The following is a 26,041-nucleotide window of genomic DNA, read 5'->3' as shown; positions in this document are numbered from 1 at the left end:
CCTTATGAAATATCTCTCTCTTCTTCTCTGCTGCCTTACCTTCAGCCCTGCTCTAGCCCAGCCCCTCTACAGGCAAGACCACGCCCCTATAGCCTCCTCCACATCTAATGAGGCCCTAGCCGTAGAGATCATTCACCATATTGGGCTGGTCTCCCAACGGGATAATCACTTTCGTGAAACACGCCAGCTCCATGCGTTAAAGCAACCCCTCCATAGCGAAGGGCTGCTCCGCTTCGTACCCCCTGACCATATAGAGAAATACACCCTCACCCCTGTGCAAGATCACTTTATTTTGGAAGGCGATATGGTGCAGCTCCAACATGGGCAAAGCCCTATGCGGAGCATCCCCCTGCACATAAACCCAACTATGCAAATTATGGCAGCAACAATCCGCGGCCCCCTCCAAGGTGACGTAACTTTGTTACAAACCTACTATAATCTCAGCGCACAAGGCGATATGGGACATTGGACGCTCCTCCTCACCCCCCGCACATCAGAGGTTGCGCAGATTATCCAACGCGTCCAACTAGAGGGGCGCAATAACGTGCTAGAACGTACACGCCTCATCCAAGCAAATGGCGATAGCACCGAGACCATCATCACCCCGCAATGAGACGCCGCCTCCCCCTCCTACTCGCAGTTTTTTGCGCCATCGCCGTAGCCATAGGTACATTCTCCTGCATCCCTTTACGCATGGATATGCGGGCCTTCCTCCCCCGGCCCCATGACGATACATCTCAGTTCCTGCTTGACGAGCTTAATAACGGGACGACGCAATCCCTTATGCTCGCCTCTATCAAAGGCGATGATGAAGCCACTCTCCTCAACATAGGCCATCGCTTTCATGACGCTTTAGTCGCGGGAGGGCAGTTCAACCTTATTCTTGATGGCCCGAGCGCCCTCTCATGGCAAAAGGACCAGCCCCTTCTTTTTGCTCATCGTTATGGTCTTGCCCCTCATGACCATACCCGCCTTTTCACCCCAACGGCTCTCAGAACCGACCTAAACCAGCTTTACGACCTCCTACAATCTATGGCAGCCCCCGTGGTGGAAGATGTCGGCCTACATGACCCTACAGGGGCTTATGGGGATTACTTGGCAAGTCTCAATGAAGTAAACCCACCTCAGAGCAAAGATGGTTTATGGCTCACAACGGACCATCACGCCACATTGATGCTGCTCCATCTCCGCCATCCCAGCCTTGATACCGCCCAGCTCACGCAACTTCATCACACCATTATGCAAGCCTTTGCCCAAAGTGTAGACGGGCATAAAGGCTACACGCTCACCCTTACAGGCACACCAGCTTTCTCTTTTTTTGCTGCACAATCCCTGCGGCATGATATGGACCGCCTGGCCCTACTCTCTCTCTCACTCGTTATTATAATCCTATATTGGCGGTTTCGCTCCCTTTGGGTCCTAGCCGCCATTGGTGTGCCGTTTTTGCTGTCTCTCTCTCTCGCTATGCTCGGGCTACACCTCCTCTTTGGCTGGGTACATGGCATTGCCCTAGGGTTTGGCATGACTATGCTGGGGGTTTCGTTAGATTATCCCGTTCTCCTCCTCGGCCATCGTGATAAAGGCGAGGCCATCCCCATTGTCTTAGGCCGTATCGGTACAAGCCTGAAATTAGCCGCTCTGACAGCCATCATCGGCCTATTAAGTATGATCTTCTGCGGCTTGCCGGGGCTTATGCAACTCGGTTTGTTCTCAGCCATCGGCATCCTCACCGCCGCATGCTTGACCATCTGGGTGCTGCCCCATCTCATCACCCAGGCCGACTTAGCAGCCTATCATCAAGGCATTTCCCGCTCGCTCTTACGCTGGGAAAAATTACGGCATTATCGTATGCTCTGCCTTCTTGCTGCCCCCTTAGCTTTGGCCCTCCTCTGGCTTCATCCTTTTCAAATCGAACGCCAAGGCCAAATCCTCAACCCCATACCCCCTTCCATGCTCGAAACGGACCGCCAACTCCGTCAACAACTTGGAGCCCCCCAAGCAGGCCTGTTAGGTGTTATCCACGCCGCTGATAGTGAAACTGTCCTTCAGCGGGAAGAAGCCATTCTAGAGCGTCTCCCCCCCTCACATGATATAGAAGCTGCTGCGTTACTACTCCCCAGCAAAGCCCGCCAGCAACACAGGGTGGAGAGCCTCCCGCCAGAAAAACTTATCACAGCTAATCTACATACAGCGTTACAAGGCTCTCCCTTCTCAGCTGATGCCTTCGCCACTATCCCTCGGGACGTTGCCTCCGCACAACAACAACCATCCCTAGGAATAGAAGACCTCACTAACACCACGCTCGCTTATCGCCTTGCACTCCTACTCTTTCCCCGTCATGGCAGTTGGTACGGCCTGCTTATCCCCCGCACGCCAGAAGCAGCCGAATGGTTGCGTCGTGATGCTCAGCACGACCCTACAATATTGCTGGTGAATATGAGGACAGCCGTAGGCGACCTGCTTCACCCTTATGTTCAACAAGCGGCCTTATGGCTCATCATCGGGACAGCTTTTGCCCTCATAACCCTCTTTTTCTGCCTTAAAAGCCCAGGGCGCGTTGGCCGTGTGGCCCTCACCTTAACGCTCACCGGCCTAAGTACATTAGCCTTATTGCGCCTTCATCACCCTGTTTTTTCAATCATCCATATTGTCGCCCTCGCCTTTGTGCTAGGTGTAAATATAGATTACGCTCTTTTTTTTGGACGACCTCAATTAGATGAGGCCGAACGCACCCGCACCCTACGCACACTCTTAACCTGTAACCTGATGACTGTTTCTTCCTTTGCTATCCTCGCCAGCTGCCAAACACCCCTCTTGCGAGAAATTGGCCTCACCATCTCCTGCGGGGCCTTATTGGCGTTGATCTTTAGCTTCCTCCTTATGGGGGCCATGCCTCCCAAAGCATCAATGAGAGCGAAGCTATGACAGAGCTTATCATCACCGCAGGAACCGCTATTAGTGCTATGGGGCGCGGCATAGAAGCAACGCAGCGTTGTTTACAAAATAAGCAACACACCCTCCAACCTGACCAATTTCAACCAACAGGGCATGGTTATATAGGACGAGTCGCCGGGGTGGAGGAGCATGTCATCCCCCCTCATCTCGCACAATTTGACTGCCGGAATAACCGACTGGCCGATATGGCCTTAATGACAGATGGCTTCATAGAAACTGTAAAAACCGCATCTGCGCATTATGGTCCTCATCGCATTGCGGTCATTATGGGTACAAGCACATCCGGTATTCTCAGTGCAGAAGAGGCATACGCAGCCCGTACGCCCGGTGACCCGACGCTACCAAAGAGCTTTCATTACACCAACACGCAAGACCTCTCTTCCCTCCCCCGTTATGTCGCTGCACGACTCGGTGTTAGTGGGCCTTTGCTGACCATTTCCAACGCTTGCGCCTCCTCCACACGGGCTTTTATAGATGCCGCTCATCTTATTACGAGCGGCGTATGTGATGCCGCTATTGTTGGCGGGGCCGATAGCCTATGCCGGATGACCCTCCAAGGTTTTACTTCACTAGAGCTCATCTCCCCTCACCCTGCTCGCCCATGTGATGCCGAGCGTGATGGCATTTCCATTGGGGAGGCCGCCGGTTTTGCTTTATTAGAGCGTGCTAACGCCCGCCCTCTTCCCCTCGGAACATCAAGTTATAGAGCGCGGCTTGTCGGCTATGGGGCGAGTAGTGATGGCTACCATATGTCCTCTCCCGATCCCACTGGGGCAGGGGCCATACGCGCTATGCAACGCGCATTAGAACACGCACACCTCCCCGCCAAGGCGATTGGCTATATCAACATGCATGGTACCGGCACCCGCGCAAATGATAAAATGGAGGATAGTGCGATTTACGCACTCTTTGGGTCTCGCGTGCCATGCTCTTCTACCAAAGGATGGTCAGGCCATACGCTAGGAGCTTCTGGTATTTTAGAGACGATGATCTGCGCTATCGTACTCAATACTCATCACCTCCCCCCTTGCATGAATAGCCACACAACTGACCCTACCTTTCGCAGCGATATTCTCCTTACCGCCCGTCATAGCCGCTCTGATTATGTAATGAATAATGCCTTTGGCTTTGGCGGGACTAATAGCAGCCTCATTCTAGGGAGGTTTGCATGATCGTCGCAATCGAAGCCATTGGCTGTTGGGGAGAGGGGCTGCATGGTTGGCCAACCGTACAAAACATCCTTCGTGGTGAAGCCTCTTTATGTGCTGAATCGCTAAAACTTCCCGCTCCTACGAGCCTCCCGATCAATGAACAACGCCGAGCAAGCCAGATTATCCGTCTTGCTGTGCTCTGCGCTGAAGAAGCCTGCCAACAAACCCCCTATAAGCCGGAGGACCTCCCCATTATTTTTGCAAGCTCTAATGGGGATGGCTTTATCATCAACCGAATTTTGGAATCCCTCACCACACCGGGGGGGGCGGTATCTCCCTCGCTCTTTCATAATTCCGTCCATAATGCACCAGCAGGTTATTGGATGATCGGCCATCACAGCCACCAGTCGGCTGTTTCACTCGGCCTTCATGATGAAACCCTCCCCGCCGCGCTCCTCAAAGCCGCTATTGAAGCGCATATAGAGCAACGCCCCGTTCTATTCTGCATTTATGATGCGCCCGTCCCCGGCTCTTTAGGCACAGCACGCCGCACAGACCACGCATTTAGTTGTGCGTTCATCCTCACACCTGGTACAAACGGAGCCCTATCGCTCACATTATCCTTCCAAGAGGGAAAAGGTGAGGCCACTCCGCCACCGCCTCTCCCAGACGTGATGATGAACATTCTACGTCATAACCCAGCAGGGCATGTTCTCCCGCTACTCTATGCCATAGCCCATAAACGGGACTGCACGCTCACCTTGCCTTACGGGGAGAACCATCTTAGACTCGCCCTCGCTCATGCTAACTCGTGATGACATACTCACCCTTATTCCTCACCAAGGGGTAAGCTGTTTGTTAGACCGTGCCACCCACTGGGATGCAACACAGCTAACAGCCCAGATATTATGCCATAATGACCCCGCGAATCCTTACCGTATCGCAGACCATCTCCCACCTATCACAGGGGTAGAGATAGCCATGCAAGCAGCGGCCCTTCATGGAGCACTAACCGCCCATGAAGCCCGCCAAGGCTGGCTAACAAGCGTGCGTGATATTCACATCCATTGCGATAGGCTGGATATCCCCCATTGGGATAGGCTGACCATTACCGTCACGCAGAAACATCAGAGCCATAATGGCATGATTTATGATTTCTCCCTCTTGAGCCCTTCTACCACGCTCCTACTGAGCGGGACAGGGACTGTCATGTTACCAACTGGATAACTGTTATGACCAACAACTCTCCCCTTCCTTGTGATGTTCTCATTATCGGTGGTGGGCCAGCAGGCAGCACAGCGGCAATCACCTTGGCACGACAAGGACTTGATGTCGTTATAATAGAAAAAGAGCAGCATCCCCGCTTTCACATTGGGGAATCCTTGCTCGCCTGCAATATACCCATTCTAAAAGAGCTGGGCGTCTTGGACGATGTTGCCGCTATAGGCGTGTACAAACCTGGTGCAGAATTTGTTACCGACACAGGAGAGGGGCGCATGTCCTTCCCTTTTCGTTACGCCATTGATGCACAAGCGGACCATGCCTTCCAGGTTCGACGGGCTGAATTTGATGAAATACTCTTTCGCCATGCCGCAAAAGCTGGGGCCACAACGCTAGAGAAAACACGCGTTACAAAAGTATCTTTCACATCCACCGCAACCCTTTTAATCGAAGCCAGAACGGAAACGGGCGAGATGCGCCTCTTTGCCCCTCGTTTTCTCCTTGATGCCTCTGGGAGAGATACGCTCATGCTCCGCCAACATGGGCAGAAATATAGCGACCTTCGCAATAATAAAGCGGCAATCTTCAGCCATTTCCGCAATGTCCCACGCGCTGAAGGCGAAGGGATGGAGGGCTATATCTCCGTCCATCTTGTCCAGGGCGGTTGGTTTTGGATGATCCCCCTGCCAGATGATGTCATGAGTGTTGGTTTTGTAGGCGACCATGAAAGCTTTAAACATCATGGTGGCTCTCTCGACGCACTCTTCTGGAAGCATGTGCAAGCAAGCCCTAGCGTACAAGCCCGTATGGCCAAAGCCGAAGCCCTCGCCCCCCTCTCCACCACGGGCAATTATTCCTATAAAGGCGACAAAGCATGGGGGGAGCGTTATTTCATCATTGGAGATGCGTTCGGCTTTTTGGACCCCGTCTTTTCCTCCGGCGTCATGCTAGCCATGAAAGGGGCCCTCCGTGGGGCTCATGTTGCCTCCCAATGGTTACTTAGCCCCCAATGGGGCCGCAAAGCCGCCCGTAAGGCTGAGCGTCAAACACGCCAAGAAATGCAACTGATTAGCTGGCTCGTCTATCGCATCAATGACCCGCTGTTACGCTATTTCTTCATGCGCCCTAAAAACAAACCTCTTAGAATGCGCGATGCTATCATTGCCCTCTTAGCGGGAAATTTTGCCCCTTCATGGCGGGTTATGATTCCCTTCCGCGCTTTTACAGTAATCTTCGGGCTTGCAAAACGCTTTAAGCACTCATCTGGACTTTAATAAAAATGTTTACGCCCTGCATAAATAACTACGCACGGCTCCACCACCAACCACTCCCTTTAATGATGCATACAATCTTCACACCCGTCTTCACTGGTTTTTGTTTGGGAGCTTCGGCTATCATCGCCATCGGCGCCCAAAATGTTTTCATCCTACGGCAGGGCCTAAAACGAGAGCATGTCCTGCCTATCATCCTGCTCTGTGCTGGGGTGGATGCGGTGATGATTACCCTTTCTGTCCTAGGGGTTGGACATGTTGTGCAAACCGTCCCGTATCTTACAACAGCTCTGACCTACGGAGGCGCTGCTTTTCTGCTCTGGCAGGGGCTACAAGCCCTACGCCATATGATGAGCCACAACCACCTTACCCTAGAGGACCAACCGCCCCAAAGCCTTAAAAAGGTTATGATGATGACCTGCGGCTTTACGCTGCTCAACCCCCATTTATACTTAGATACAGTACTCCTTATGGGCTCTGTCAGCTTAACCCAACCAGAGGCCAGTCGTCCTTATTTTGGGCTAGGGGCCATAATGGCAAGTTTCGTTTGGTTTCCCCTACTTGGCTATGGTGCCGCCATACTAAAACCTATATTCAGCAACCCTCTTTCATGGCGCATATTAGACGGGTTAACAGCCCTCATCATGCTGACTTTAGCAGGTACACTTATCTACCACGCCGCTTTACCCAATCCATAAAGACATAAAAAAACGGATCACCGAGATGGTGATCCGTCCTTTTACATAAGAACTTTCTAAAAGCGCCCCCGGATAAACCCCGGGGGCTTTCTCATTAGAAGGCAACCTTAATAGACCCTGTGGCCCCACTATCAATAGAGTGGTTCCCGTATTGCCCGATATAGGACAGGTCAAGGTCAATCCGATTCGTCAGCTTAGCGGAGACACCAGCCTTCGTCACAGCAGCATCACGGGAGAGCAGCACACCAGTGATGTTCATATTATCCCCACCATCGAGGAAACGCTGCCCACGGCTAGACCCCAAGGAGCCATAAGCCCGCCGGTAAGCGGCCATGACATGGGCATGCATCCGCAAATCACCAATCCGGAAGTCCTGACCCGTACGGAAGCCGAAGGTCGTAAAGCCAACGCTGCGGTTCCCGGAGTGGCTGTAAAGAGCCGCCGCCCCATGTTCGTGGAAGCTACCCGCATATTGGTTTACATAAGCCCCCTCGACAAACGGCTCAAACTGGAGCTTGCCGACATTCATCTTATAGCTCAGCTCCGTAAAGGCGCGTGCCGTACCATCACGATAATGGCTTGTCTGGCGCCCACCAAAGCCAAGCACATCAACATGGCGGCGCGTATTCATCAAGTTCCATGTGTAGAACGCGCCCAACTTCAAGTTGAACCGCCCCCAATGAGACCCAGCATAGGCACCAATGCTGATGTTATTGCTGTTACCAGAGGAATTGCTCGCTCTGTTTGTGTTGAACATGGAATGCCCGTAGGAAATCATGCCACCAACACGCCAGCGATTGGCCACCGGAGCATCCGCCCCTATAACAAAGCCTGCGGTCTGATGGTGCAAGGCATCGACACTACCGCCGCCGCCATTATGCCCCATGCTCCCATAAGCCTGACCCCACATGACAGCATGATCACGATAGCAACGGGATTCCTTGCGCCGTGTATAGAAGTCATACCGCCCTTGAGAGGAGACATAATCACCATCATGGCAACCAGCATCTGCCAGCCTATCCAGCACAGCCTGCTCTAGCAGGTAGCTATCCTGGATAAGAGCCGTACGGGCAGACGCATGAATTTCACCAGAGAGGTTATTCATAGCCCGACGTGCTTCTTGAGCCGTCATCACACCAGAAACGGCTCTCACAACATCACTACTACTCGGCAGGCTATCCAACCCATGGCCAACAGCCGCTTCGTTACGGGTGTTGGCCACACTGCTGAAGGAGACATCACTACGATCGTAGATAATATCAACAGCATGATCCTCGAACACGGTGTAAGGCGCGACGAACAGCGAGCCTGTCCCTAGGTTCCCCGTCAAGGCGTTATCATGATTTGCTGTCACTTTACCGGTTGCTGTTAAGATACGATACGCATCACCAGCAAAAATCCGGCCATCGCCCGTCCGCTGAACATTGAGCGTTGCGCTATTAAGAGCCGCATCACCATTAACGTGGATCTCACCACTGGTAAGCTGCCTAAAGCTCCCGCTAACCGTCTTGCCCGTCGGGGTCGTTGTCGCATCACCATCACGCAGAGTGAGATCCCCCGCGCTCGCATTTGGCGTATAAGCTGTCGCATTCTGCAAGACGATGCGATTATTCGTTGCGGTTGTCCCCGCACCGACAGACAAGATGGACTGATGGCCATCAGTGCCATTCATCGTCAGGGCGGTACCTGTGTGATTCAGCGCACCGATATTCAACGTACCGGTAGAATGACCCCAGTTCGCCTCAAGCGTACCACCACCGGCAACAGTCGTTACAGGAGCCGCACCATAATCATTCACGTCCTGCTTCGTATTACCTGTAAGCTTGCCGCCGTCACCAACGCTCAACCCTGCAGAAGAAGACAGATTCACATCAGAGGCCACGCCATCATCTGTCCCCAGAGCCAATGCGCCCTGATCAATGACTGTCTGACCCGTGTAGTTATTCTGGTGCCCATTAATATAGAGGGTACCTGCACCTGTTTTGACAAGCCCACCTTGGCCACGATCTAACAAATTACCCATGATGTAGGTATTCTGACCGTTGGTGTCGAACGTCCCACGCCGAACATCTGTCGCATAATGCCCATCAGAGAGATAAATATCAGACGCGATGTGCAGGTCAGAGCCCTGACGATTCTGGATAACACCGTTACCAAACAACGTGAACGCATTGGCCTGAGTGGATGTGCTGACAATACCCGGATTGCCTCCAACATCACCAGCAATCAACGTGCCCTTCTTGACCGTGGCGAAGGAAGCATCACCATCACCAACTTTCAAGAAGCCATCCCGCGTAATGCGGACCTGACCTTCACTGTTGATGGTCCCACCATGGGTCACCCCAACAGCATACAGAGTCGCATCCTGCTTATCTTCACCAATCGTCAAGCCACCCTTGCCGATATTGAGGAGCTGACCACCATCCAATGCATTAGCATCCGTTGCCAAGCCCGGCGGAATAGCCCCAACGCCAACCGTGCTGCCCGGTGTACCACCAACACTAACGCTATAAGCTGAAATCTCGCCACCGCTCTGCAAGCTTACGTTACCATAACCTTGACCACCGACAACCAAGTTACCAGTGCTGCCCGTGCCGGTAAGATCTACACGAGACACCACATCCGTATTGTGGTTCCCGTAAATCCCATTACCAACGGTCAAGACACCGTAAGAGCCTGCCTCTTTACCAAGTGTCAGGTTACCGCCAACGGCAACCGTCCCGCGCTCACCTACCGTTAAGAAGCCAGTCCCAGCATTACCCACAACAAGGTTGCCTGTATTGCCGGTATTCTTCAAGGTCAGACTAGATGTTGCCCCTGTATCACCTTGGCCAGAGGGCAAATCACCCGTCACATTTTTACCAGTGACGATAACATTACCAACACCAGCGGCCTTATCAGCGATGACCATATTACCATCGGTGGTTAAGCTACCACCATTTTGTAGGATAAACCGGTTATTATCGTCACCCCGTGCAGCTTTATCGTTGGTGTAATCTTTCTGACCACCAAGATCGCTCCCGATGACAACATTACCCCCACCGGTAATATTGATAGCACCTGTCTTACCTGCATAGGAGTCAACCGCGAGGTTCCCCTTCCGCAGTAGAAGGGCCGTCTCAGGGCTACCATCAACATGAGTCAAATTAACCTGACCCGTCAGATGAGTAACACTATTTGCCTGGTCTAAGACATTTACGGACTCACCAATAACCCCGTCTGTCGCATCACGCAGAAGCTGACCTTGCCCGGAAATATTATTGGAGATAACGCGATAATTTTCACGCGCTGCACTATTGGGCGAATGGTTAGGATTATTAGGTGTATCAGCCAGCGTATTTGTAGCCCAAGCAAGATTGACCGTACCCGTTTTGCCGATAGTAATCGCGCTAGAAGGATCAATCTTACCGGCCTGATTATATGCATCTTGCAGAGCACTATTATAGGCCTGACTGCCCTTATAGGACGCAGCCGAACCTTGAGTATTATGCTCCAATGTACGCGCAGCCAAACGTTGATCATACGGCGTGGATGGTGTGGAAGACCCAACAATACCACCCAACTGCAATGTACCATCTTGGACAGTTGTTGTGCCGGTGTAAGTATTATTCCCCAGCAGGGTCAATGTCCCAGAGCCTGTTTTATTCAAGCTCCCCGTATAGCTGTTGCCAGACACATCTTTATAGTTGGCAATATCACCAGCAACAGTAATACCCGTTGCATCCTGCTTACCACTAATTGGATCTAACGGCGTGGAGGCATTAACAGCGGCATTTGTGGCATTAAAGGTAGCTGTACCAGCGATGCCAATATTCATATCCGTATGGAGTGGGTCAACACCCTTCCCATCAGAGCCAGCATCCGTCCGGTTTGCCAATGTACCATCTATGATGGAGAATTGTGTGCTCTGAGGATAATCAACATTGGAGACGATAGCATTCTGGCCATAATTCTGCGTAATGCCATCCGTGCGACCGTAATTATAAACGACCTGCTGATGCCCTGTCAGGCCATTATCTGTGCTGCCATCAGGCATAGTGTTGGTTAATGCAACCTCACTATCCCCAGCAATAAGAGTACCACGCCGCCCAACAATCAAGTTGCCACGTACAGTATCGTAAACGTCATTCGTGGTGCCGTTATTACCATTTTGCGCCCCATCAGTCGTGCTAACGAGCTGAGCATCACCGAAGGAGATAACACCCTTACTCTCAATCACACCACTACGATCGACAAGGACAACACCTTTGCCGCTATTGATTGTGAGGCCACCATCACCAGCAACAAGCTGAGACCCATCACCCGTGACGTAAATAACGCCACCATTCCCACCGACATAGTTCGTGACGGAAACAGTACGCGCCGTAACAGCACCACCATTTTGGACAATAAGCTCACTATTGCCCGAGCTAGTAATCGTCCCAGTCGTATCAGGTGTTGGGTCATTATTACCAACGATCAAAGAGCCAATGATGGTATTCGGCGTTGCGCCCGCTACATCACCATTCATATGTAAGGCACTGTTACGGTCCACAATCATGTGAGCCGCATCTTTGGCCAAATAGCCAACCTCTGTCACACCTTGCGAGTTGATTGTCCCCCCATTCTGAAGGACCAAACTCCCATTACCCCGGACAAGAGTATAACCATCATAATTAATAGTCTTATCCAGAGTCACAATATTATTCTTCTGTGTTGATGCTGGGTCAGAACCCGCACCAACCATCATCCCAGAAGACGCCTGAACGAACGGCAACTTTTTGTTATTTGTTGTATCTGTAACGTAAGCCGTGCCTTGCCCAAAGAAGCCACTTTTGACCCCATTAGGACCCGTTGGCAGGCTTGCTTTCTCGCGCTCTAAAATCTGCGAGGCAACAGCATTTGTCGGATGATCGGTGTCACCGGAAAGGTCACCATTAGCGTTATAAACACCCGTCACACCAGAATCATCAAGACCCGTTACAGCAGCATCATAAGCATCAGCTGCACGGGCAGGCGTATAAATACGCCCGAACGGCGTCATTTCTACGCAGAACAATGCCGCTGTAAACAAGAGTTTGTTGCGCATATTTCCTCCCCGCGCCCAAGAACCACACCCACTGAAATGGGCTCTCAAAGACTCGTATCGTTACAGATAAAAACCTTACGCTAAGGTAACCAAGAATTAACGCTATATCAATATAGATTAATCAAAAATAATTTTTTTATTACAAGGATGAAAAAAGGATATAATTTTTTAATGGTTTTCCATCCAAAAGTAATGGAAAAGAAAACATCCTTTTGGCTGTGTATTGGATAAGTAAATTATCGAGATGAGAAGGATTACGCCTTGTTGTATAGCAAAGTAAAAAAAATATTTTTTTATTGTTTATTTCTAAAAAACTATTTTTTTAAATAGTGAATGAGATAGGAATCTGCCGCGGACGCTCCAACCCTAAGCGTTCTGCTTGTTGTAGCAAATCTGCTAACGTAATATTGCCTAACTTGCCTTTTATGCCATCATTTAACTCTTCCCATAAAGGCTTCATCACAAGTGTCCTTAAAGGATTATCCTGCTCCACCGGGAAGCAAGACGAATCGTACGCCCCTACGGCACTGGCAATCTCATGCAAGTTCACAACACGAGGTGAACGCCCTAGCCGATAGCCCCCTTTGGGGCCACGTATGCTATCTAATAAGCCTGCCCGTGAGAGTGCCTGTAAAACAGGCTCGATTCCCCGTCGCAAAAGCCCGCTACGCTGTGCAATATCAGCCCCGCTCGCCACACCAGACCGCCCCGCATAAAAGGCGACATCCAACATGATGGACAAAGCTGTTAGGATACGGTCTGTCTTTAAGTACATAATATCATCCTCATAAGCAGAGCTGCGCCTCCCATTTTACCGCATTTTACGATAGAAAAAAGGGAATTATAATTTTAACCGCCTTTCTTTGCGTATTGCCCTTACAATCGGTTAAGGTAGAGCTATAAATATTGAAGGCCGGTCTTTTAAGGCCACCTTTCCATCTGACAAGGAGTACCGCACATGTCAGGGTCATCCTCCACTTCTGTTCCTTTTCCACTCTCCAAAACAGCCTTTGCAACACCGCGTGGGCAGGTTTATCCTTCATTTTTGGAAGTCGTGGGCGGCACACCGCTTGTGGCCATTCCCCATCTTACCAAACAAGAGCATCTTAAAGCTCATGTGTTACTCAAATTAGAGTTCTTTAACCCGCTTGCCTCCGTTAAAGATCGTATCGGCGTGGCAATGCTGCGTGATGCGCAAGAAAAGGGCCTCATCACACCGGGCAAATCCGTCCTTGTTGAGCCAACCTCTGGCAATACAGGGATTGGCTTAGCCTTTGCCGCGGCCTCTATGGGCTATAAGCTCATCGTCACGATGCCCGAAAGTGCCTCGCTAGAGCGACGTAAAATGATGGCTCTCCTTGGCGTTACCTTGGAGCTAACACCGGCTCAACAAGGAATGAAAGGGGCTATCCGCAAAGCAGAAGAAATCCTCAAACAGACTAAAGATGCGTGGATGCCAAGCCAGTTTACAAACCCTGCCAATCCACACGTGCATGAAAAAACCACCGCTGAGGAGATTTGGACTGATACAGCAGGGCAGGTTGATGCCATCGTAGCCGGGTTAGGCACAGGCGGGACAGCCTCTGGGATTGCCCATGCCCTTAAACCACGCAAAGAAGGGCTTAAAGTCTTCGGGTTGGAACCTTCTGAAAGTGCTGTCCTTAATGGGGATGACCCCGGCCCGCATGGGATTCAGGGCCTTGGACCGGGCTTTAAGCCTGAGACATTGGACATCCGCGCTATTGATAAAGTCATCCCTGTTGCTGAGCATGACGCTCTTACCACAGCGCGCCTCTGCGCCAAGGTAGAAGGGCTACCTATTGGTATTTCCTCCGGGGCGTCCCTCTTTGCGGCGATGGAGCTTGCCAAACAAGATGAATGGGCAGGCAAAACCATTGTTGCCGTCATTCCTGACTTTGCTGAACGCTACCTCTCAACCGCTCTCTTTTCTGGCTTGTAAGACGAGCCTGCCTAAGAGGCAATCTACCTAAAAGGAAAGGCCTGCCCCCAAGGGAGCAGGCCTTTTTAGTAACGCATCGTAAGCGCGCTTTACCTCACTCGGAGGTGTAACCACCATCAATCACCAGCTCGGTAGCGGTGACGAATTTGGATTCATCAGAGGCCAGATACAGCACACCATAAGCCACATCTTCTGGCGTACCCAGATGACCGACAGGGTGAATATCCACAAGATGCTGATAAGCAGCTTTATCTGTGCGGGTCAGTTCATCAACCAGCGGTGTTTGGATGTAGCCGGGGCAGACGTTATTGACGCGGATCTTATAGCCCTTACGCGCACAATGCAGCGCAGCGGACTTGGTCAGCATCTTCACCCCACCCTTGGAGGAGCCATAAGCAGCGAGGTTGGGAATCCCTACCAGAGCCGAGCTGGAGCACATATTGACGATGGACCCGCCATCCCCACCATTCAGCTCACGCATCGCAGCAACGGCATATTTCACACCGAGGAAGACACCATCCAAATTGATGGACTGCACACGCCGCCATTCCTCCAAAGAGGTGCTCTCAATCGTACCATCAAAAGCGATACCAGCGTTATTGACGACAATATCCAGACGGCCATCATGCTCTTTGATGGCGGCCATCGTCTTTTTCCACTCATCTTCTTTCGCCACGTTCAGCGGTAAGAAGCATGCTTTGCCACCAGCTTTGCGAATCTCTTCTACGACCTCTTCACCACCCTTTGGGTTGAGGTCCGCAACGATGACCTTGGCCCCTTCTTTAGCCAAAAGTACGGCGATGCCTTTACCGATGCCGCTACCACCACCGGTGACTAATGCGATCTTTCCAGAAATCCGTCCCATCTGTCATCTCCTCAGATAAAGGGTCTGTGTCACATAACCGTCTTTGCATAAAACCATCTGAACTTACATCAAAATAACACCCGTACTTTGGCTCATCGCACTGGTTTTAGAGGGTGAGCAGAGCCATAAGCCGCCATTTTCAGCCCTTAATGGACACCCTCACCCTAAGCTGCATATCTTCCATGCCTATAGAGCAAACCGATTAGAGCAATTAGCTATGGCTACCCTCAAAAGGCAATTAACACGACTAATAATAGTCATTTAAAAAGTTTTTAAATGACTCCCTCCCTCCGAATCGGACAAAATCCCTCGCGTCTTACCCTTAATTAATCCTTATAAAACAATAAGCTATAAAAAATAATCGCGTTTTTGCTAATTTTCACTTTTCAAAATGATTATTTATATCATTATGTACATATGAATCGTTGTTTTACTTAATAACGATACATAATCGCTTTTTAGGAGTGCTCATCATGGTATCTACTGCCGCTGCCTTCGCCCCATCCTTTCCCTCACCCGCTAATGCGGATATTAAAGCGACTCCCCTCAGCCCTGCCATCGGGGCGATTATCGAGGGGATCGATATTTCCAAACCGCTCTCCGCAGAGCAAAAAGACACCCTTCATCAGCTATTATTACGCTATGAGGTTCTCTTTTTCCGTAAGCAGACCATTAGCCCAGCTCAACAGCGAGACTTTGCCCGTAATTTTGGCAAGCTTCATCTCCATCCTATCTTCCCGACTGTGCCCGATGTACCTGAGGCCATTGTGCTGGACACAGCCAAGAACGACCTACGCGATAATGCCCTCTGGCATGCTGATGTTACCTTCCAGCAAAACCCACCTTTAGGTGCTGTCCTCACAAGCCGTCTCTTACCGGAGACAGGCGGTGGTGATACAATTTGGGCCAGTGGCACTGCCGCTTATGATGCGCTTTCTGAAGGGTTAAAACAGCGGATCGACCCCCTCACCGCCCAGCATGACTTCCTCCGCTCTTTCCCCGTCTCCCGTTATGGACGGACAGAAGCGGAACGGAAAAAATGGGCCGAAACGCGCGATGCTTATCCCCCGGTGACCCATCCTGTTGTCCGCATCCACCCAGAGACAGGGAAAAAAGCTCTATTTGTTAATGAGGGCTTTACAACAGAAATCAATGATGTTGACCCCGAGGAGAGTGCATCCCTCTTGGCTTATCTCACCCGTCATGCCACAAAACCGGAGTTCTCCGTCCGTTGGCGGTGGGAAGAAGGCGATGTCGCGTTTTGGGATAATCGCATTACGCAGCATTATGCCGTAAATGACTATCTCCCTGCCCGGCGCATCATGAACCGCGTTACCATCATCGGGGAACGTCCCTTTGGCCCCGGACATCAGGAAGGTTAAAGCCCGATGGCCCACCCCCCCGCACCATCACCAGCTAGTGCTAGCCAAAGCCGTTTTAAGGGCATCCATGTCGCGATGATCTCTATTGGTGGGATCATCGGGGCGGGGCTATTTGTCGGCACCTCTGCCACCATCGCTGCGGCAGGACCTGCAGTGCTGCTCTCCTACCTTGCGGCAGGGTTAGTGGTCTGGCTGGTGATGCGTCTTTTGGGCGGCTTAGCCATTACCGCACGCGGGCAAGGGTCCTTTATTACCCATATTGCCACCCATATCGGCTCACGCACCGCCTTTATTACAGGTTGGAGCTATGCTTTCCTCTGGGCTGTGACCGCTGGAGCGCAAGCTGTGGCCGGGGGTATGATTATCGGGCGGCTGGCTCATATTGCCCCTTTATGGGGTGCGCTCGTCCTTGTAGCCATCGCTTGGTCTATTAACCGTCTTTCACTCCGCCATTATGGACAAGCAGAGACAGGCCTTTCCATTTTTAAGCTACTCTTTCTAGGTGGGTTTATTGCCCTTGGCTTAGGATGGCTAGCCCTTTCGGGCCATCCCTTTGCGATAGCCTTCCAGAACATTACTGCTCATGGTGGGGTCTTCCCTAAAGGGGGATGGGCTGTCATCGGGGCTGTGCCCATGATTGTACAGACCTTCACCGGCTGCGAAATTGCCATCATTGCCGCAACCGATAGTGATCGCCCCCTACGCGCTATTGCACGGACTATGCGGCGGCTACCTTTGCAAGTGCTGTTCTTCTACGCTGGGTCGGTTTTGGTCATTATCGCCCTTCTGCCGTGGAGTGACGTGCATGTCGGGCAATCACCCTTCCTCAGCGTGTTGGAATATCTCAAGGTCCCCTTGGCGCGCTATGCCGCGATTGCGGTAACGCTTGTAGCTGTTCTCTCTTGCTTAAACTCGGCGGTTTATGTTGTCTCTCGTACACTAAAGGAACTCGCAAGCCTGCGCTTAGCCCCGCAAAAGCTAACCCTTGAGACCGCTCGCCATGTACCGCTCTGGTCATTACGGCTTACAACTTTGTTGGAGTTGCTCGTCATTGCCTCGGCCATTGGCTCGCCAGAAACACTCTACCCCGTCCTACTTGGCTCATCAGGTGGGTTGATCCTCTTTATCTATTTCATCATCGCCATTGCTTATTGGCTGTGGGGCCGACAATCACAAACAGCCACAGCCATGCCCGTGGCGCGTGGATTAATCCTGCTCATCCCCATTTTAGGGGCTATTCTTCTCATTCTACCCGCTGCACGGGGAGATGCATTGCTCTCCTTAGCGGTCATTCTCGTGCTGAGCATCATCAGCCTCTTAGCACTCTCTCAACGATGTCTGCGGTAAGGCCTAATCCATTTTCTGCGCATAGCTAATTAAGGCGAGCTATCGGCCTAGCCCCCTCGCTCGCCTCGTCCCAGCCCCTTACTGGATAATCATCATGAAACCACGCCATCTCCTGTGGGCGGCCTAACGGGCTTGTCCGTACCCTTTATTGTGCCTGTTGCGGCACAAACCCCTTCCCACCGTGCCACAACAAAAAAACATCTAATAAACACCCCACAGCCCCTTAAAACACGCGCTCATACACAGCGTCTGGCGCGCAAAAGCCTCTCTGGTGGGTATGAGACGCTATCCGTCCATACCCGCCATTTAACGCAAGGGACAAGCTTGTATTGGGCCACAAGCAGCTAGAACAACAAGTGCCCGGTACCAACCCATTACGCACCCTTGCTCAATTACCGGGGGTTCAATTCCAATCCGATGACCCGCAAGGCATTGATACCTACTCTACCCAACTTTACATGCACGGCTTTGTTCAAAGTGAAATCGGCATGACGCTAGATGGCCTGCCCCTTGGTGAGCCAACCTTCCGTAACTATAACGGGCTGAACCCTTTACAGGCAATTTCTTCCGAAAATGTGGAGCGGCTAGAGGTCACCCAAAGTGCCGGGGCAGAAAGCACAGCTAGCACCAATAATCTGGGGGGGAAGCCTGAATTACATCTCCAGCAATCCGAAGGATAAATTAGGCGGGACCATCGCACAGACCTTTGGGAGTAATGCGCTATTCCATTCCTTCTTCCGTTTTGATTCCGGTACGTTAAATGAGAGTGGTACAAAGTTCTACGTCTCATACATGCGCAATCAGGGCGATAAATGGAAGGGCGGTGGGGACCAGTTTATGCAACAGGTCAATGCTAAGCTCGTCCAACCGATTGGGGAGAGAAGCCAGCTCTCCGCCTTCTTTAACTGGGATGCCCTCCAGATGGTGAATTATCAGGATTACGCCCCTAGCTGGCTGGATCAAGCCGGGTCTCGATTAGATAATTTCTACGGGCGGCCCGGCGCATGGGCACAGGCTTATCATGCGGCACAAGGGCGGTATCCTGCTGCCTATAATGGGCTGACAGACCCTAAGGACGTCTCTTATTACGATAGTACCGCTAGCTCCTCCGACTTTTTCGGCGGGGTTAAAGCAGACCTCGCCCTTACAGACCACTTAACATGGAAAAGCAGCCTCTATGGCCATAGCGAAACCGGGCACGGCACATATGCCAGCCCCTATGCGTATCAAAATGGTGTCGATACAGTGCAGCTTAATGGCGGGCCTATCTTCGAGCAGGTGCGCCATCCTTCCATCGAACGTTTTGGCGGGTAACCTCCTTTGAGTACCATTTAAAGCAGCATGAGCTTTCTACAGGGTTTTGGTACGAGAATAACCAATATGATTCCTACGCTTATGCCTACCAACAACCCAACAGCCCAGACGGCACGCCTCTAAACCCCTTTGGGGCCAGCGTTACAACACTAATAGCTTCACGGCTTATGTGCAGGACACCTACCATCCCATTAAATCCGTTGCGCTGCATTTTGGCTTTAAGTCCATCCTCAATACAACCCGTGTAGGCCATGCCACCAACTGGGGGCCTCGCTTTCCCGCTCTGGCCAATGCTGAAAGCTTAACAACGGCCAAAGCCTTCCTCCCCCATATTAGCGGGGATTGGCATTTTCTCCATCATCATGAATTATTCTTTGATATTTCGGAAAATGCCCATGCCTACAGCCAGTCGGGCTATAACTCCAGCAACTCCCCCTTTGCAGTGTCTCAACTAGCGTATAACGCCACAAAAGACAGCCTAAAGCTAGAAACCGCATGGACCTTCACCGGAGGTTACCGCTACACCGACCATCTCATCCAAAGCAGCCTCTATCTATACCGCACTAACTTCCATAACCGCTTGCAGCAGATTCTAGGCAGTGCGGGGGCTGGGTCCATCCTCACCAACAATACGTCCACTGTACAAAATGTAGGGGGTGTAACCATGAATGGCGTGGATGGTGCCATTACCATCACACCACTACCCGGCCTCGCCTTATTTAATAGCGTTAGCTACGATAAAGCGACTTATGACCAAAATATACGCAGCGGCGGCACACTTTATGCCACAAAAGGACGGCAAGTCGTTGCTTATCCTCGCTTTATATACAAGGCCCGCCTCTCTTACGAATGGCAGCATCTACAAGCCTATATCGATACCCAATATTATGGCAAACGCAGCTATGATTATGTTGGTGATTATAAATTGCCAAGCTATTGGCTGGCCAATTTCGGGCTTATCTATTCATGGGACTTAACCCATTTTGGAATGCGTAACCCCACCGCCGTACGGAAGCTTGTCTTCTCTTTTAACATCTATAATCTAGCAAACCAAAAATACGCCTCCACTATGGGGCAAAATGGCTTCACCATGGATAATAAAGAGGGGGCCGCTTACAATAACCAACCCATCCTACTTGGTGCGCCCCGCCAGTTCTTTGGCTCTGTTAAGGCAGAGTTCTAAAACAACACCCCTGATACAAACAAGCCGGAGGGGACATCACATCCCTTCCGGCTTGTTTATTCTGTAAAGCCGTTCCAACGATTCTTTTATGGCCCCTTCAGGCAGAACTAACAGCAGTATTCTGATAATAAAACTGATAACGGCTCAACTGCTCGTCCCAATCCTGCGTATTGGCTTCCTCTGGTAAGGCCACACTATCAAACCCGCAGCGTTTAAGGTGAATCGCTTGGTCTGGCAAAAGATGACCAGAGGCCCGGATCTCCCCTTTATACCCCTCATATTCCCGCAGAGAGCGCGCTTGCGTAAAAGCCCGCCCATCCCGGAAGATGGGGAACTCCAACACAATCAAGGTCAGCTCGTTGAGATGAGAGCGTAAATCCTCCACCTCGACATCCTGAGGCAGAGAGATAGCTGTACCGTGGGGAGCGTCCTTCCAATCTGCAAAAGCCACAGGGGAGGCTTCCTCTAACGTCTTACGCCCGCTGAGATTAAACAGTTTCATAAGCCACCTCCTTAAAGGCCCTCAGCCCGCACCGCTTCAGCATAGCAGCGAAGCTTTCCCCCTTCTGCCGCTGTGCGAGATAGAACTCCACAATCCGCGCTACGGCCTCTACGGCTTCATCCTCTGCAAAGGAAGGGCCTAAAATCCCGCCAATGGCGGCATTCTCTCCCCCATCCCCCCCAAGGAGAATCTGGTACGTCTCGGCCCCGCGCTTATCAACACCCAAAAGGCCGATATTACCCACATGATGATGCCCGCACGCATTAATGCAGCCCGACATATGGATGCTCAACGCCCCAATCTCAGCCTGCAACGCTGCATCCCCAAAACGGGCTCCCAATTTCTGCGCCAAGGGGAGGGAGCGCGCATTGGCCAGATTGCAATAATCCAAACCGGGGCAGCTCACAATATCGCTAATCAGCCCAACATTCGGCGCGGCAAGGTCAAGCTTCTGCAAGCCCTGCCACACATCATAAAGCTGGTCCTTACGCACATGACCAAACACCAGATTCTGCAAATGCGTCACCCGCACTTCCCCAAAGGCATAACGAGCGGATAAATCTGCCAGACCGTGCATTTGCTCTGCCGTTACATCACCGGGGATAGCCCCCGGCGTTTTGAGAGAAACAACCGCACAAATATAACTGTCATGATGATGAGGGTGCGTATTGCTTGCCACCCAACGGGCAAAGGCTGGGTCTGCCTGCTTATGCTGCTCAAAGAGAGAGGCCGCATCCGCTGGGGCTTGAAGGTCCGGCACAGCAAAACGCGCCCGAATCTGTGCAACATGCTCCGGCGTCAAGCGGTAAGCCGCACGGTCCATGCGGCTAAGCTCCTCCTCCACAGCTTTGCGGAAAGCCTCTAACCCAATGGTCTGCACCAAAATCTTGATACGCGCTTTATAGAGATTATCTCGCCGACCAAACGCATTATAAACACGCAACACGGCCTCTAGCGTGGCGATGAGGTCTTCTTCCCTCACGGAATCGAACAATTCCTGCCCAACAACGGGCGTCCGCCCTAAACCACCCCCCACAAAAAGGCGAAAGAGCGGGCCATGTTCGCTAGGACGTGCCAGCAAGCCAATATCATGAAAGCGCGCCGCTACACGGTCCTCTGGGCTACCAGAAATCGCGATTTTAAACTTACGGGGCAGGAAGGTGAACTCAGGATGCAAAGTGGACCATTGCCGCACAATCTCGGCATGGATGCGCGGGTCCATCAGCTCATCCTTAGCCGCCCCAGCGAACTCATCAGAGGTGACATTACGGATGCAATTACCACTTGTTTGGATGGCGTGCATATCCACCTCGGCCAATTCCCGCAGGATGGCTGGCATATCCTGCAACGCAATCCAATTAAACTGAATATTCTGCCGGGTGGTGAAATGGCCGTAATTGCGGTCATATTTCGCAGCAACATCAGCAAGCTTATGCAGCTGGCGGCTATCTAACACACCATACGGAATCGCCACGCGTAACATATAGGCATGAAGCTGAAGATAAACGCCATTCATCAAACGGAACGGCTTAAACTCCTCCTCGCTTAATTCGCCAGCAAGACGGCGGCGCACTTGGCCTTCAAACTCATTAATCCGCTCTTGAAGAAAGCCCCGGTCCCGCTCCTCATATTGATAATGCCCAACAGAATGTGAGTTAGATTGAGTCATTGCGCACGCTCCTTCTCCTGCGCTGAGGTCCGCGCTAGGGCATCGTCATACGAAAAATCAGGGTGAACACTCGGCCCGTGGGCACGAATCACTTCGCGTGCTGTTACAGGCTCTGGCGGCTGTGTATCATGGGCGACAACTTCATAAATCGCCACAATCTCTTTTTGCGCCGCTGCGGCCAAAGCACGCTCTAAGGCAGGGCCTGCCTCCTCATAGCTAAAGCGTTTTGCCTCAGCAATGGATTCACGCCAATGCTCTCCCTCGCCAAGCCAAACAATACGGCCATCCAGCAAGCGATTTGCCGTCAGCAATAGGACTTCCCCCTCTCCCGGGCGGGATAGACGTTTCATCACGCACGCTCCTTTGATGTGCTCTCACTGGAAGCAGCCGGCGGCTCCACCGCACCACGATGCTGCACCACTTCCCCCACAATAATTAAGACTGGGCTTTCCAACCCCTGCTGCTGCACAAGCGCGGTAATTGTGCCCAACGTACCCTTGACGCATCGTTGATCCGGGCAGGAGCCACGATAAATCACCGCAACAGGCCAATGGGCGGGCAGACCATGCCCCTGCATTTGCTGGCATAGCTCCCCTATAGAGCTTAACCCCATATAAATCACCACCGTTTGCCCCTTACGGGCAAGGCTGGGCCAATGCAGATTTAACGTACCATCTGCGCGCGCATGACCCGTCACCATAATGCAGCTTTGGGCACAATCCCGATGTGTGAGCGGAATCCCCGCCGCTACCGCACAACCATTCGCCGCCGTAATGCCAGGGACAACCCGCACCGGCACATGCGCGGCGAGCAAACTCTCCATCTCCTCACCCCCACGGCCAAAAACAAACGGGTCCCCTCCTTTTAACCGTAGGACGCGTTCCCCCCGCTGGGCACGGCGCAAAAGCTCGGATTCTATATCACGTTGCGGCAGCGTATGATAGCTACGCTTTTTGCCAACATACACACGCTCCGCATCCCGCCGCACGCGGTCCAGAACCTCTGGAGCCACGAGGTTATCATATAAAACACTATCAGCATTTTGCATCAAACGGAGGGCGGCAAGGGTCAACCAATCGGGATTCCCCGGCCCAGCCCCCACAAGCCACACCTCCCCTTGCGGGCGCGTGGCGACTCCCTCCGCTGCCTCGACAAGCTGCTCTAGCTGATGACGGGCTGAAGCCTCCTCCCCCGCCAAAGCGGCCTCATAAGCAGGGCCATCCACAAAGGATTCCCACACACGTTGCCGCTGCTTCACATGCGGGAGGCGAGCCTTCAGCCAACCGCGCTGTTGCTGCATAAACCGTGCGGCCTCACCCACTCTAGCCGGGAGCATAGCCTCGACCATCTGCCGCACCCGGCGCGCTAAAACGGGAGAGGCTCCCCCCGTGGTAATCGCCACTTGCACGGGGGAGCGATCCACCAACGCCGGGGTAATAAAGCTGGAAAGCTCTTGATTATCCACCACGCATACAGGCACACGCAACGCATGAGCCTGCCGCGACACCATCTCATTAACAGCCTCATCATCCGTAGCGGCAAAGACTACAGCCATCTCCGGCAATATCTCTCGCAGGGCTTGCTCCTCAACACGCCCTTGACGAAACACCGCCTGCCCCTGCGCAATGAGAGCCTCTAGCTCAGGATGCACGCTCTCCGCCCAAATATGAAGCCGCCGGCACCGCCCTTTAAGCAAGCGCATCTTCTGCACCGCCACCTGCCCCCCCCCAATGAGAAGGGCATCGCGTTGGCCTGTCCGCATCATAATCGGCAGATAAGAGAAGGGCTTCATCGTCATGCAGGGAGCATGTCAAATCTGGTGCAAAAATCAACTCATTATTTTGTTGTTTTTTTTAATAACGATAAATTTTAGTTGTTTTTATGCCTAACCTTCCTCTGAAAGTTACCAATTGCTACCGCCTCTTCCCGCTTCTGCCGTTCTGCGGTTCATCCCCGCGAGGGCGGGGAACATTCATTTATAACTCTCCACACTACCAATCTCGGCGGTTCATCCCCGCGAGGGCGGGGAACATATCAAGGGCGTCTGGATGCGGCCGAGGACGCTCGGTTCATCCCCGCGAGGGCGGGGAACATCACGACGCTCAACGAAGATATTTTTGTTAAGACGGTTCATCCCCGCGAGGGCGGGGAACATGACACCGCGTTATTGAGAAGATTGACGCGTTGCGGTTCATCCCCGCGAGGGCGGGGAACATTGCAGGGATATGGCGGGCACGCTCGACCATCTCGGTTCATCCCCGCGAGGGCGGGGAACATGAGCGGTTCTTGGACAATTCCCCATCGTCCATCGGTTCATCCCCGCGAGGGCGGGGAACATAGCAAGACCATTTCTGAAATGTCTGAGAAAGACGGTTCATCCCCGCGAGGGCGGGGAACATATACGCGGGCCCATCGTGGCAAAATGCTGCCATGGTTCATCCCCGCGAGGGCGGGGAACATTTAATGGGGGCTTTCCATGTAGAGGGAGAACCCGGTTCATCCCCGCGAGGGCGGGGAACATTTCTGGCTTTAAAATACCAGCCGCCCTCATAACGGTTCATCCCCGCGAGGGCGGGGAACATCTCCCCACTCGTTGGATCAATTCTTTAGGTGTCGGTTCATCCCCGCGAGGGCGGGGAACATATCTCAGTGAACTCGTCCCTGCAGAATGCCGCCGGTTCATCCCCGCGAGGGCGGGGAACATATTATATTCATCACTTGTTAGGTAAATATATACGGTTCATCCCCGCGAGGGCGGGGAACATATCCGAAATAGTTTTTTCACTATCAGAAAAGCCGGTTCATCCCCGCGAGGGCGGGGAACATACGGTCTAGAAAATAATTTTCTCTGTCAAGGCCGGTTCATCCCCGCGAGGGCGGGGAACATCTCAATACTAATGTAAGTCAACTACAAACCAACGGTTCATCCCCGCGAGGGCGGGGAACATTGGACCTCGTTTTGATTAAAGGCCTCAAGGTCCGGTTCATCCCCGCGAGGGCGGGGAACATAGGATGAGCCGTTCCATCCTTACCTCTTGTTACGGTTCATCCCCGCGAGGGCGGGGAACATTCACGTGTAACTCTCCTCACTCCCAATATCAGCGGTTCATCCCCGCGAGGGCGGGGAACATAAAAAATTTCCTTTCATATACATCATATAAGGCGGTTCATCCCCGCGAGGGCGGGGAACATTTGGCCGGGGTCTTCTGGCAGAACAACACGCACGGTTCATCCCCGCGAGGGCGGGGAACATGTTACGCAAGGCCTCTGCCAAGCCTAGCACGTCGGTTCATCCCCGCGAGGGCGGGGAACATTTTTGCGGTGGAAAGACGGGCTTTGCTCATAACGGTTCATCCCCGCGAGGGCGGGGAACATATGGTTATTTTTTGACACGTTAAAAGTATTTCCGGTTCATCCCCGCGAGGGCGGGGAACATTGGCCAAGCGCATCTTAAA

Annotated in this window: 21 protein-coding genes and 1 CRISPR repeat array (1 of these 22 only partly in view); of the genes, 14 read left to right on the top strand and 7 right to left on the bottom strand. The window is 52.3% G+C overall.

From position 1 onward, the window contains the following. The first annotated feature begins 4 nt into the window (after positions 1 to 4). From GM557_RS01015 to GM557_RS00985, 7 genes are all read left to right on the top strand, one after another. Positions 5 to 613, top strand: coding sequence for a LolA-related protein (locus GM557_RS01015; protein WP_155572602.1), 609 nt, complete (start codon positions 5 to 7; stop codon positions 611 to 613). Next, on the top strand, positions 610 to 2,925 hold the full coding sequence (locus GM557_RS01010; protein ID WP_155572601.1) for an MMPL family transporter: 2,316 nt from the start codon (positions 610 to 612) through the stop codon (positions 2,923 to 2,925). Before GM557_RS01015 ends, GM557_RS01010 begins: the two co-directional genes overlap by 4 nt. Continuing rightward, on the top strand, positions 2,922 to 4,127 hold the full coding sequence (locus GM557_RS01005) for a beta-ketoacyl-[acyl-carrier-protein] synthase family protein (RefSeq protein ID WP_155572600.1): 1,206 nt from the start codon (positions 2,922 to 2,924) through the stop codon (positions 4,125 to 4,127). The genes GM557_RS01010 and GM557_RS01005 overlap by 4 nt, the downstream gene beginning before the upstream one ends. Further along, complete coding sequence (locus GM557_RS01000) at positions 4,124 to 4,921, top strand: beta-ketoacyl synthase chain length factor (RefSeq protein ID WP_155572599.1); 798 nt, start codon at positions 4,124 to 4,126, stop codon at positions 4,919 to 4,921. Before GM557_RS01005 ends, GM557_RS01000 begins: the two co-directional genes overlap by 4 nt. Continuing rightward, on the top strand, positions 4,908 to 5,333 hold the full coding sequence (locus GM557_RS00995; RefSeq protein ID WP_155572598.1) for a phosphotransferase: 426 nt from the start codon (positions 4,908 to 4,910) through the stop codon (positions 5,331 to 5,333). Before GM557_RS01000 ends, GM557_RS00995 begins: the two co-directional genes overlap by 14 nt. 5 nt (positions 5,334 to 5,338) lie before the next feature. Next, positions 5,339 to 6,601 (top strand): NAD(P)/FAD-dependent oxidoreductase, encoded by a 1,263-nt coding sequence (locus GM557_RS00990; RefSeq protein ID WP_155572597.1) that lies wholly within the window; start codon positions 5,339 to 5,341, stop codon positions 6,599 to 6,601. Between the two features lie 62 nt (positions 6,602 to 6,663). Beyond that, entirely contained in the window at positions 6,664 to 7,296 is a 633-nt protein-coding gene (locus GM557_RS00985; RefSeq protein ID WP_230880563.1) for a LysE/ArgO family amino acid transporter, read from the top strand. Between the two features lie 94 nt (positions 7,297 to 7,390). Here GM557_RS00985 and GM557_RS00980 read toward each other — a convergent pair whose 3' ends face one another. Next, on the bottom strand, positions 7,391 to 12,364 hold the full coding sequence (locus tag GM557_RS00980; protein WP_155572596.1) for an autotransporter domain-containing protein: 4,974 nt from the start codon (positions 12,362 to 12,364) through the stop codon (positions 7,391 to 7,393). A gap of 322 nt (positions 12,365 to 12,686) precedes the next feature. Next, complete coding sequence (locus GM557_RS00975; RefSeq protein WP_155572595.1) at positions 12,687 to 13,139, bottom strand: Rrf2 family transcriptional regulator; 453 nt, start codon at positions 13,137 to 13,139, stop codon at positions 12,687 to 12,689. Positions 13,140 to 13,322: 183 nt separating this feature from the next. Between GM557_RS00975 and cysK the strand changes: the two genes are divergently transcribed. Next, on the top strand, positions 13,323 to 14,324 hold the full coding sequence (gene cysK / locus GM557_RS00970) for a cysteine synthase A (RefSeq protein ID WP_155572594.1): 1,002 nt from the start codon (positions 13,323 to 13,325) through the stop codon (positions 14,322 to 14,324). A 94-nt stretch (positions 14,325 to 14,418) separates the two neighbouring features. Here cysK and GM557_RS00965 read toward each other — a convergent pair whose 3' ends face one another. Then, positions 14,419 to 15,189: a glucose 1-dehydrogenase gene (locus tag GM557_RS00965; protein WP_155572593.1), complete on the bottom strand. Its 771-nt coding sequence runs from the start codon at positions 15,187 to 15,189 to the stop codon at positions 14,419 to 14,421. A gap of 473 nt (positions 15,190 to 15,662) precedes the next feature. Between GM557_RS00965 and tauD the strand changes: the two genes are divergently transcribed. The 6 genes from tauD (at position 15,663) to GM557_RS08875 (ending at position 20,415) form a co-directional block, all read left to right on the top strand. After that, complete coding sequence (gene tauD, locus GM557_RS00960) at positions 15,663 to 16,571, top strand: taurine dioxygenase (protein ID WP_155572592.1); 909 nt, start codon at positions 15,663 to 15,665, stop codon at positions 16,569 to 16,571. Between the two features lie 6 nt (positions 16,572 to 16,577). Further along, positions 16,578 to 17,918: an amino acid permease gene (locus GM557_RS00955; protein WP_155572591.1), complete on the top strand. Its 1,341-nt coding sequence runs from the start codon at positions 16,578 to 16,580 to the stop codon at positions 17,916 to 17,918. Between the two features lie 132 nt (positions 17,919 to 18,050). After that, on the top strand, positions 18,051 to 18,266 hold the full coding sequence (locus tag GM557_RS08890; protein ID WP_230880562.1) for a hypothetical protein: 216 nt from the start codon (positions 18,051 to 18,053) through the stop codon (positions 18,264 to 18,266). Further along, positions 18,248 to 18,598, top strand: coding sequence for a TonB-dependent receptor plug domain-containing protein (locus tag GM557_RS08885; protein ID WP_230880561.1), 351 nt, complete (start codon positions 18,248 to 18,250; stop codon positions 18,596 to 18,598). The genes GM557_RS08890 and GM557_RS08885 overlap by 19 nt, the downstream gene beginning before the upstream one ends. Beyond that, positions 18,519 to 19,232 carry a hypothetical protein gene (locus GM557_RS08880; protein ID WP_230880560.1) on the top strand — a complete coding sequence of 238 codons (714 nt, stop codon included), beginning with the start codon at positions 18,519 to 18,521 and terminating at the stop codon, positions 19,230 to 19,232. Before GM557_RS08885 ends, GM557_RS08880 begins: the two co-directional genes overlap by 80 nt. A 169-nt stretch (positions 19,233 to 19,401) precedes the next feature. Then, on the top strand, positions 19,402 to 20,415 hold the full coding sequence (locus tag GM557_RS08875) for a TonB-dependent receptor (RefSeq protein WP_230880559.1): 1,014 nt from the start codon (positions 19,402 to 19,404) through the stop codon (positions 20,413 to 20,415). 97 nt (positions 20,416 to 20,512) lie between these two features. On the opposite strand, the gene GM557_RS00945 is transcribed toward GM557_RS08875, so the two are convergent. From GM557_RS00945 to cysG, 4 genes are read right to left on the bottom strand one after another with little or no spacing between them, the layout of a single operon-like run. After that, a complete protein-coding gene (locus tag GM557_RS00945; RefSeq protein WP_155572590.1) occupies positions 20,513 to 20,917 on the bottom strand; it encodes a DUF934 domain-containing protein in 405 nt (134 codons plus the stop codon). Beyond that, positions 20,904 to 22,586, bottom strand: coding sequence for a nitrite/sulfite reductase (locus GM557_RS00940; RefSeq protein WP_155572589.1), 1,683 nt, complete (start codon positions 22,584 to 22,586; stop codon positions 20,904 to 20,906). Before GM557_RS00940 ends, GM557_RS00945 begins: the two co-directional genes overlap by 14 nt. Next, positions 22,583 to 22,936: a DUF2849 domain-containing protein gene (locus GM557_RS00935; protein WP_155572588.1), complete on the bottom strand. Its 354-nt coding sequence runs from the start codon at positions 22,934 to 22,936 to the stop codon at positions 22,583 to 22,585. Before GM557_RS00935 ends, GM557_RS00940 begins: the two co-directional genes overlap by 4 nt. Beyond that, positions 22,936 to 24,384: a siroheme synthase CysG gene (cysG, locus tag GM557_RS00930; protein WP_155572587.1), complete on the bottom strand. Its 1,449-nt coding sequence runs from the start codon at positions 24,382 to 24,384 to the stop codon at positions 22,936 to 22,938. Before cysG ends, GM557_RS00935 begins: the two co-directional genes overlap by 1 nt. A 145-nt stretch (positions 24,385 to 24,529) precedes the next feature. Continuing rightward, positions 24,530 to 26,041: a CRISPR direct-repeat array (repeat unit 29 nt; unit sequence CGGTTCATCCCCGCGAGGGCGGGGAACAT) (it continues 4,739 nt past the right edge of the window).

The sequence above is a fragment of the Bombella sp. ESL0385 genome, from assembly GCF_009725755.1.
GTDB lineage: Bacteria > Pseudomonadota > Alphaproteobacteria > Acetobacterales > Acetobacteraceae > Bombella > Bombella pollinis.
Note: the sequence above shows the minus strand (reverse complement) of the source record. Positions and strands in the feature narration are given on the sequence as shown.

Excerpts from the sequence above, each read along its gene's own strand:
- GM557_RS00995 (WP_155572598.1), top strand. The coding sequence starts at position 4,908 with ATGCTAACTCGTGATGACATACTCACCCTTATTCCTCACCAAGGGGTA.
- GM557_RS00980 (WP_155572596.1), bottom strand. The coding sequence starts at position 12,364 with ATGCGCAACAAACTCTTGTTTACAGCGGCATTGTTCTGCGTAGAAATG.
- GM557_RS00975 (WP_155572595.1), bottom strand. The coding sequence starts at position 13,139 with ATGTACTTAAAGACAGACCGTATCCTAACAGCTTTGTCCATCATGTTG.
- GM557_RS00940 (WP_155572589.1), bottom strand. The coding sequence starts at position 22,586 with ATGACTCAATCTAACTCACATTCTGTTGGGCATTATCAATATGAGGAG.
- GM557_RS01000 (WP_155572599.1), top strand. The coding sequence starts at position 4,124 with ATGATCGTCGCAATCGAAGCCATTGGCTGTTGGGGAGAGGGGCTGCAT.
- GM557_RS01015 (WP_155572602.1), top strand. The coding sequence starts at position 5 with ATGAAATATCTCTCTCTTCTTCTCTGCTGCCTTACCTTCAGCCCTGCT.
- GM557_RS00965 (WP_155572593.1), bottom strand. The coding sequence starts at position 15,189 with ATGGGACGGATTTCTGGAAAGATCGCATTAGTCACCGGTGGTGGTAGC.
- cysG (WP_155572587.1), bottom strand. The coding sequence starts at position 24,384 with ATGACGATGAAGCCCTTCTCTTATCTGCCGATTATGATGCGGACAGGC.
- tauD (WP_155572592.1), top strand. The coding sequence starts at position 15,663 with ATGGTATCTACTGCCGCTGCCTTCGCCCCATCCTTTCCCTCACCCGCT.
- cysK (WP_155572594.1), top strand. The coding sequence starts at position 13,323 with ATGTCAGGGTCATCCTCCACTTCTGTTCCTTTTCCACTCTCCAAAACA.
- GM557_RS00935 (WP_155572588.1), bottom strand. The coding sequence starts at position 22,936 with ATGAAACGTCTATCCCGCCCGGGAGAGGGGGAAGTCCTATTGCTGACG.
- GM557_RS00990 (WP_155572597.1), top strand. The coding sequence starts at position 5,339 with ATGACCAACAACTCTCCCCTTCCTTGTGATGTTCTCATTATCGGTGGT.
- GM557_RS01010 (WP_155572601.1), top strand. The coding sequence starts at position 610 with ATGAGACGCCGCCTCCCCCTCCTACTCGCAGTTTTTTGCGCCATCGCC.
- GM557_RS01005 (WP_155572600.1), top strand. The coding sequence starts at position 2,922 with ATGACAGAGCTTATCATCACCGCAGGAACCGCTATTAGTGCTATGGGG.
- GM557_RS00985 (WP_230880563.1), top strand. The coding sequence starts at position 6,664 with ATGATGCATACAATCTTCACACCCGTCTTCACTGGTTTTTGTTTGGGA.
- GM557_RS00955 (WP_155572591.1), top strand. The coding sequence starts at position 16,578 with ATGGCCCACCCCCCCGCACCATCACCAGCTAGTGCTAGCCAAAGCCGT.
- GM557_RS00945 (WP_155572590.1), bottom strand. The coding sequence starts at position 20,917 with ATGAAACTGTTTAATCTCAGCGGGCGTAAGACGTTAGAGGAAGCCTCC.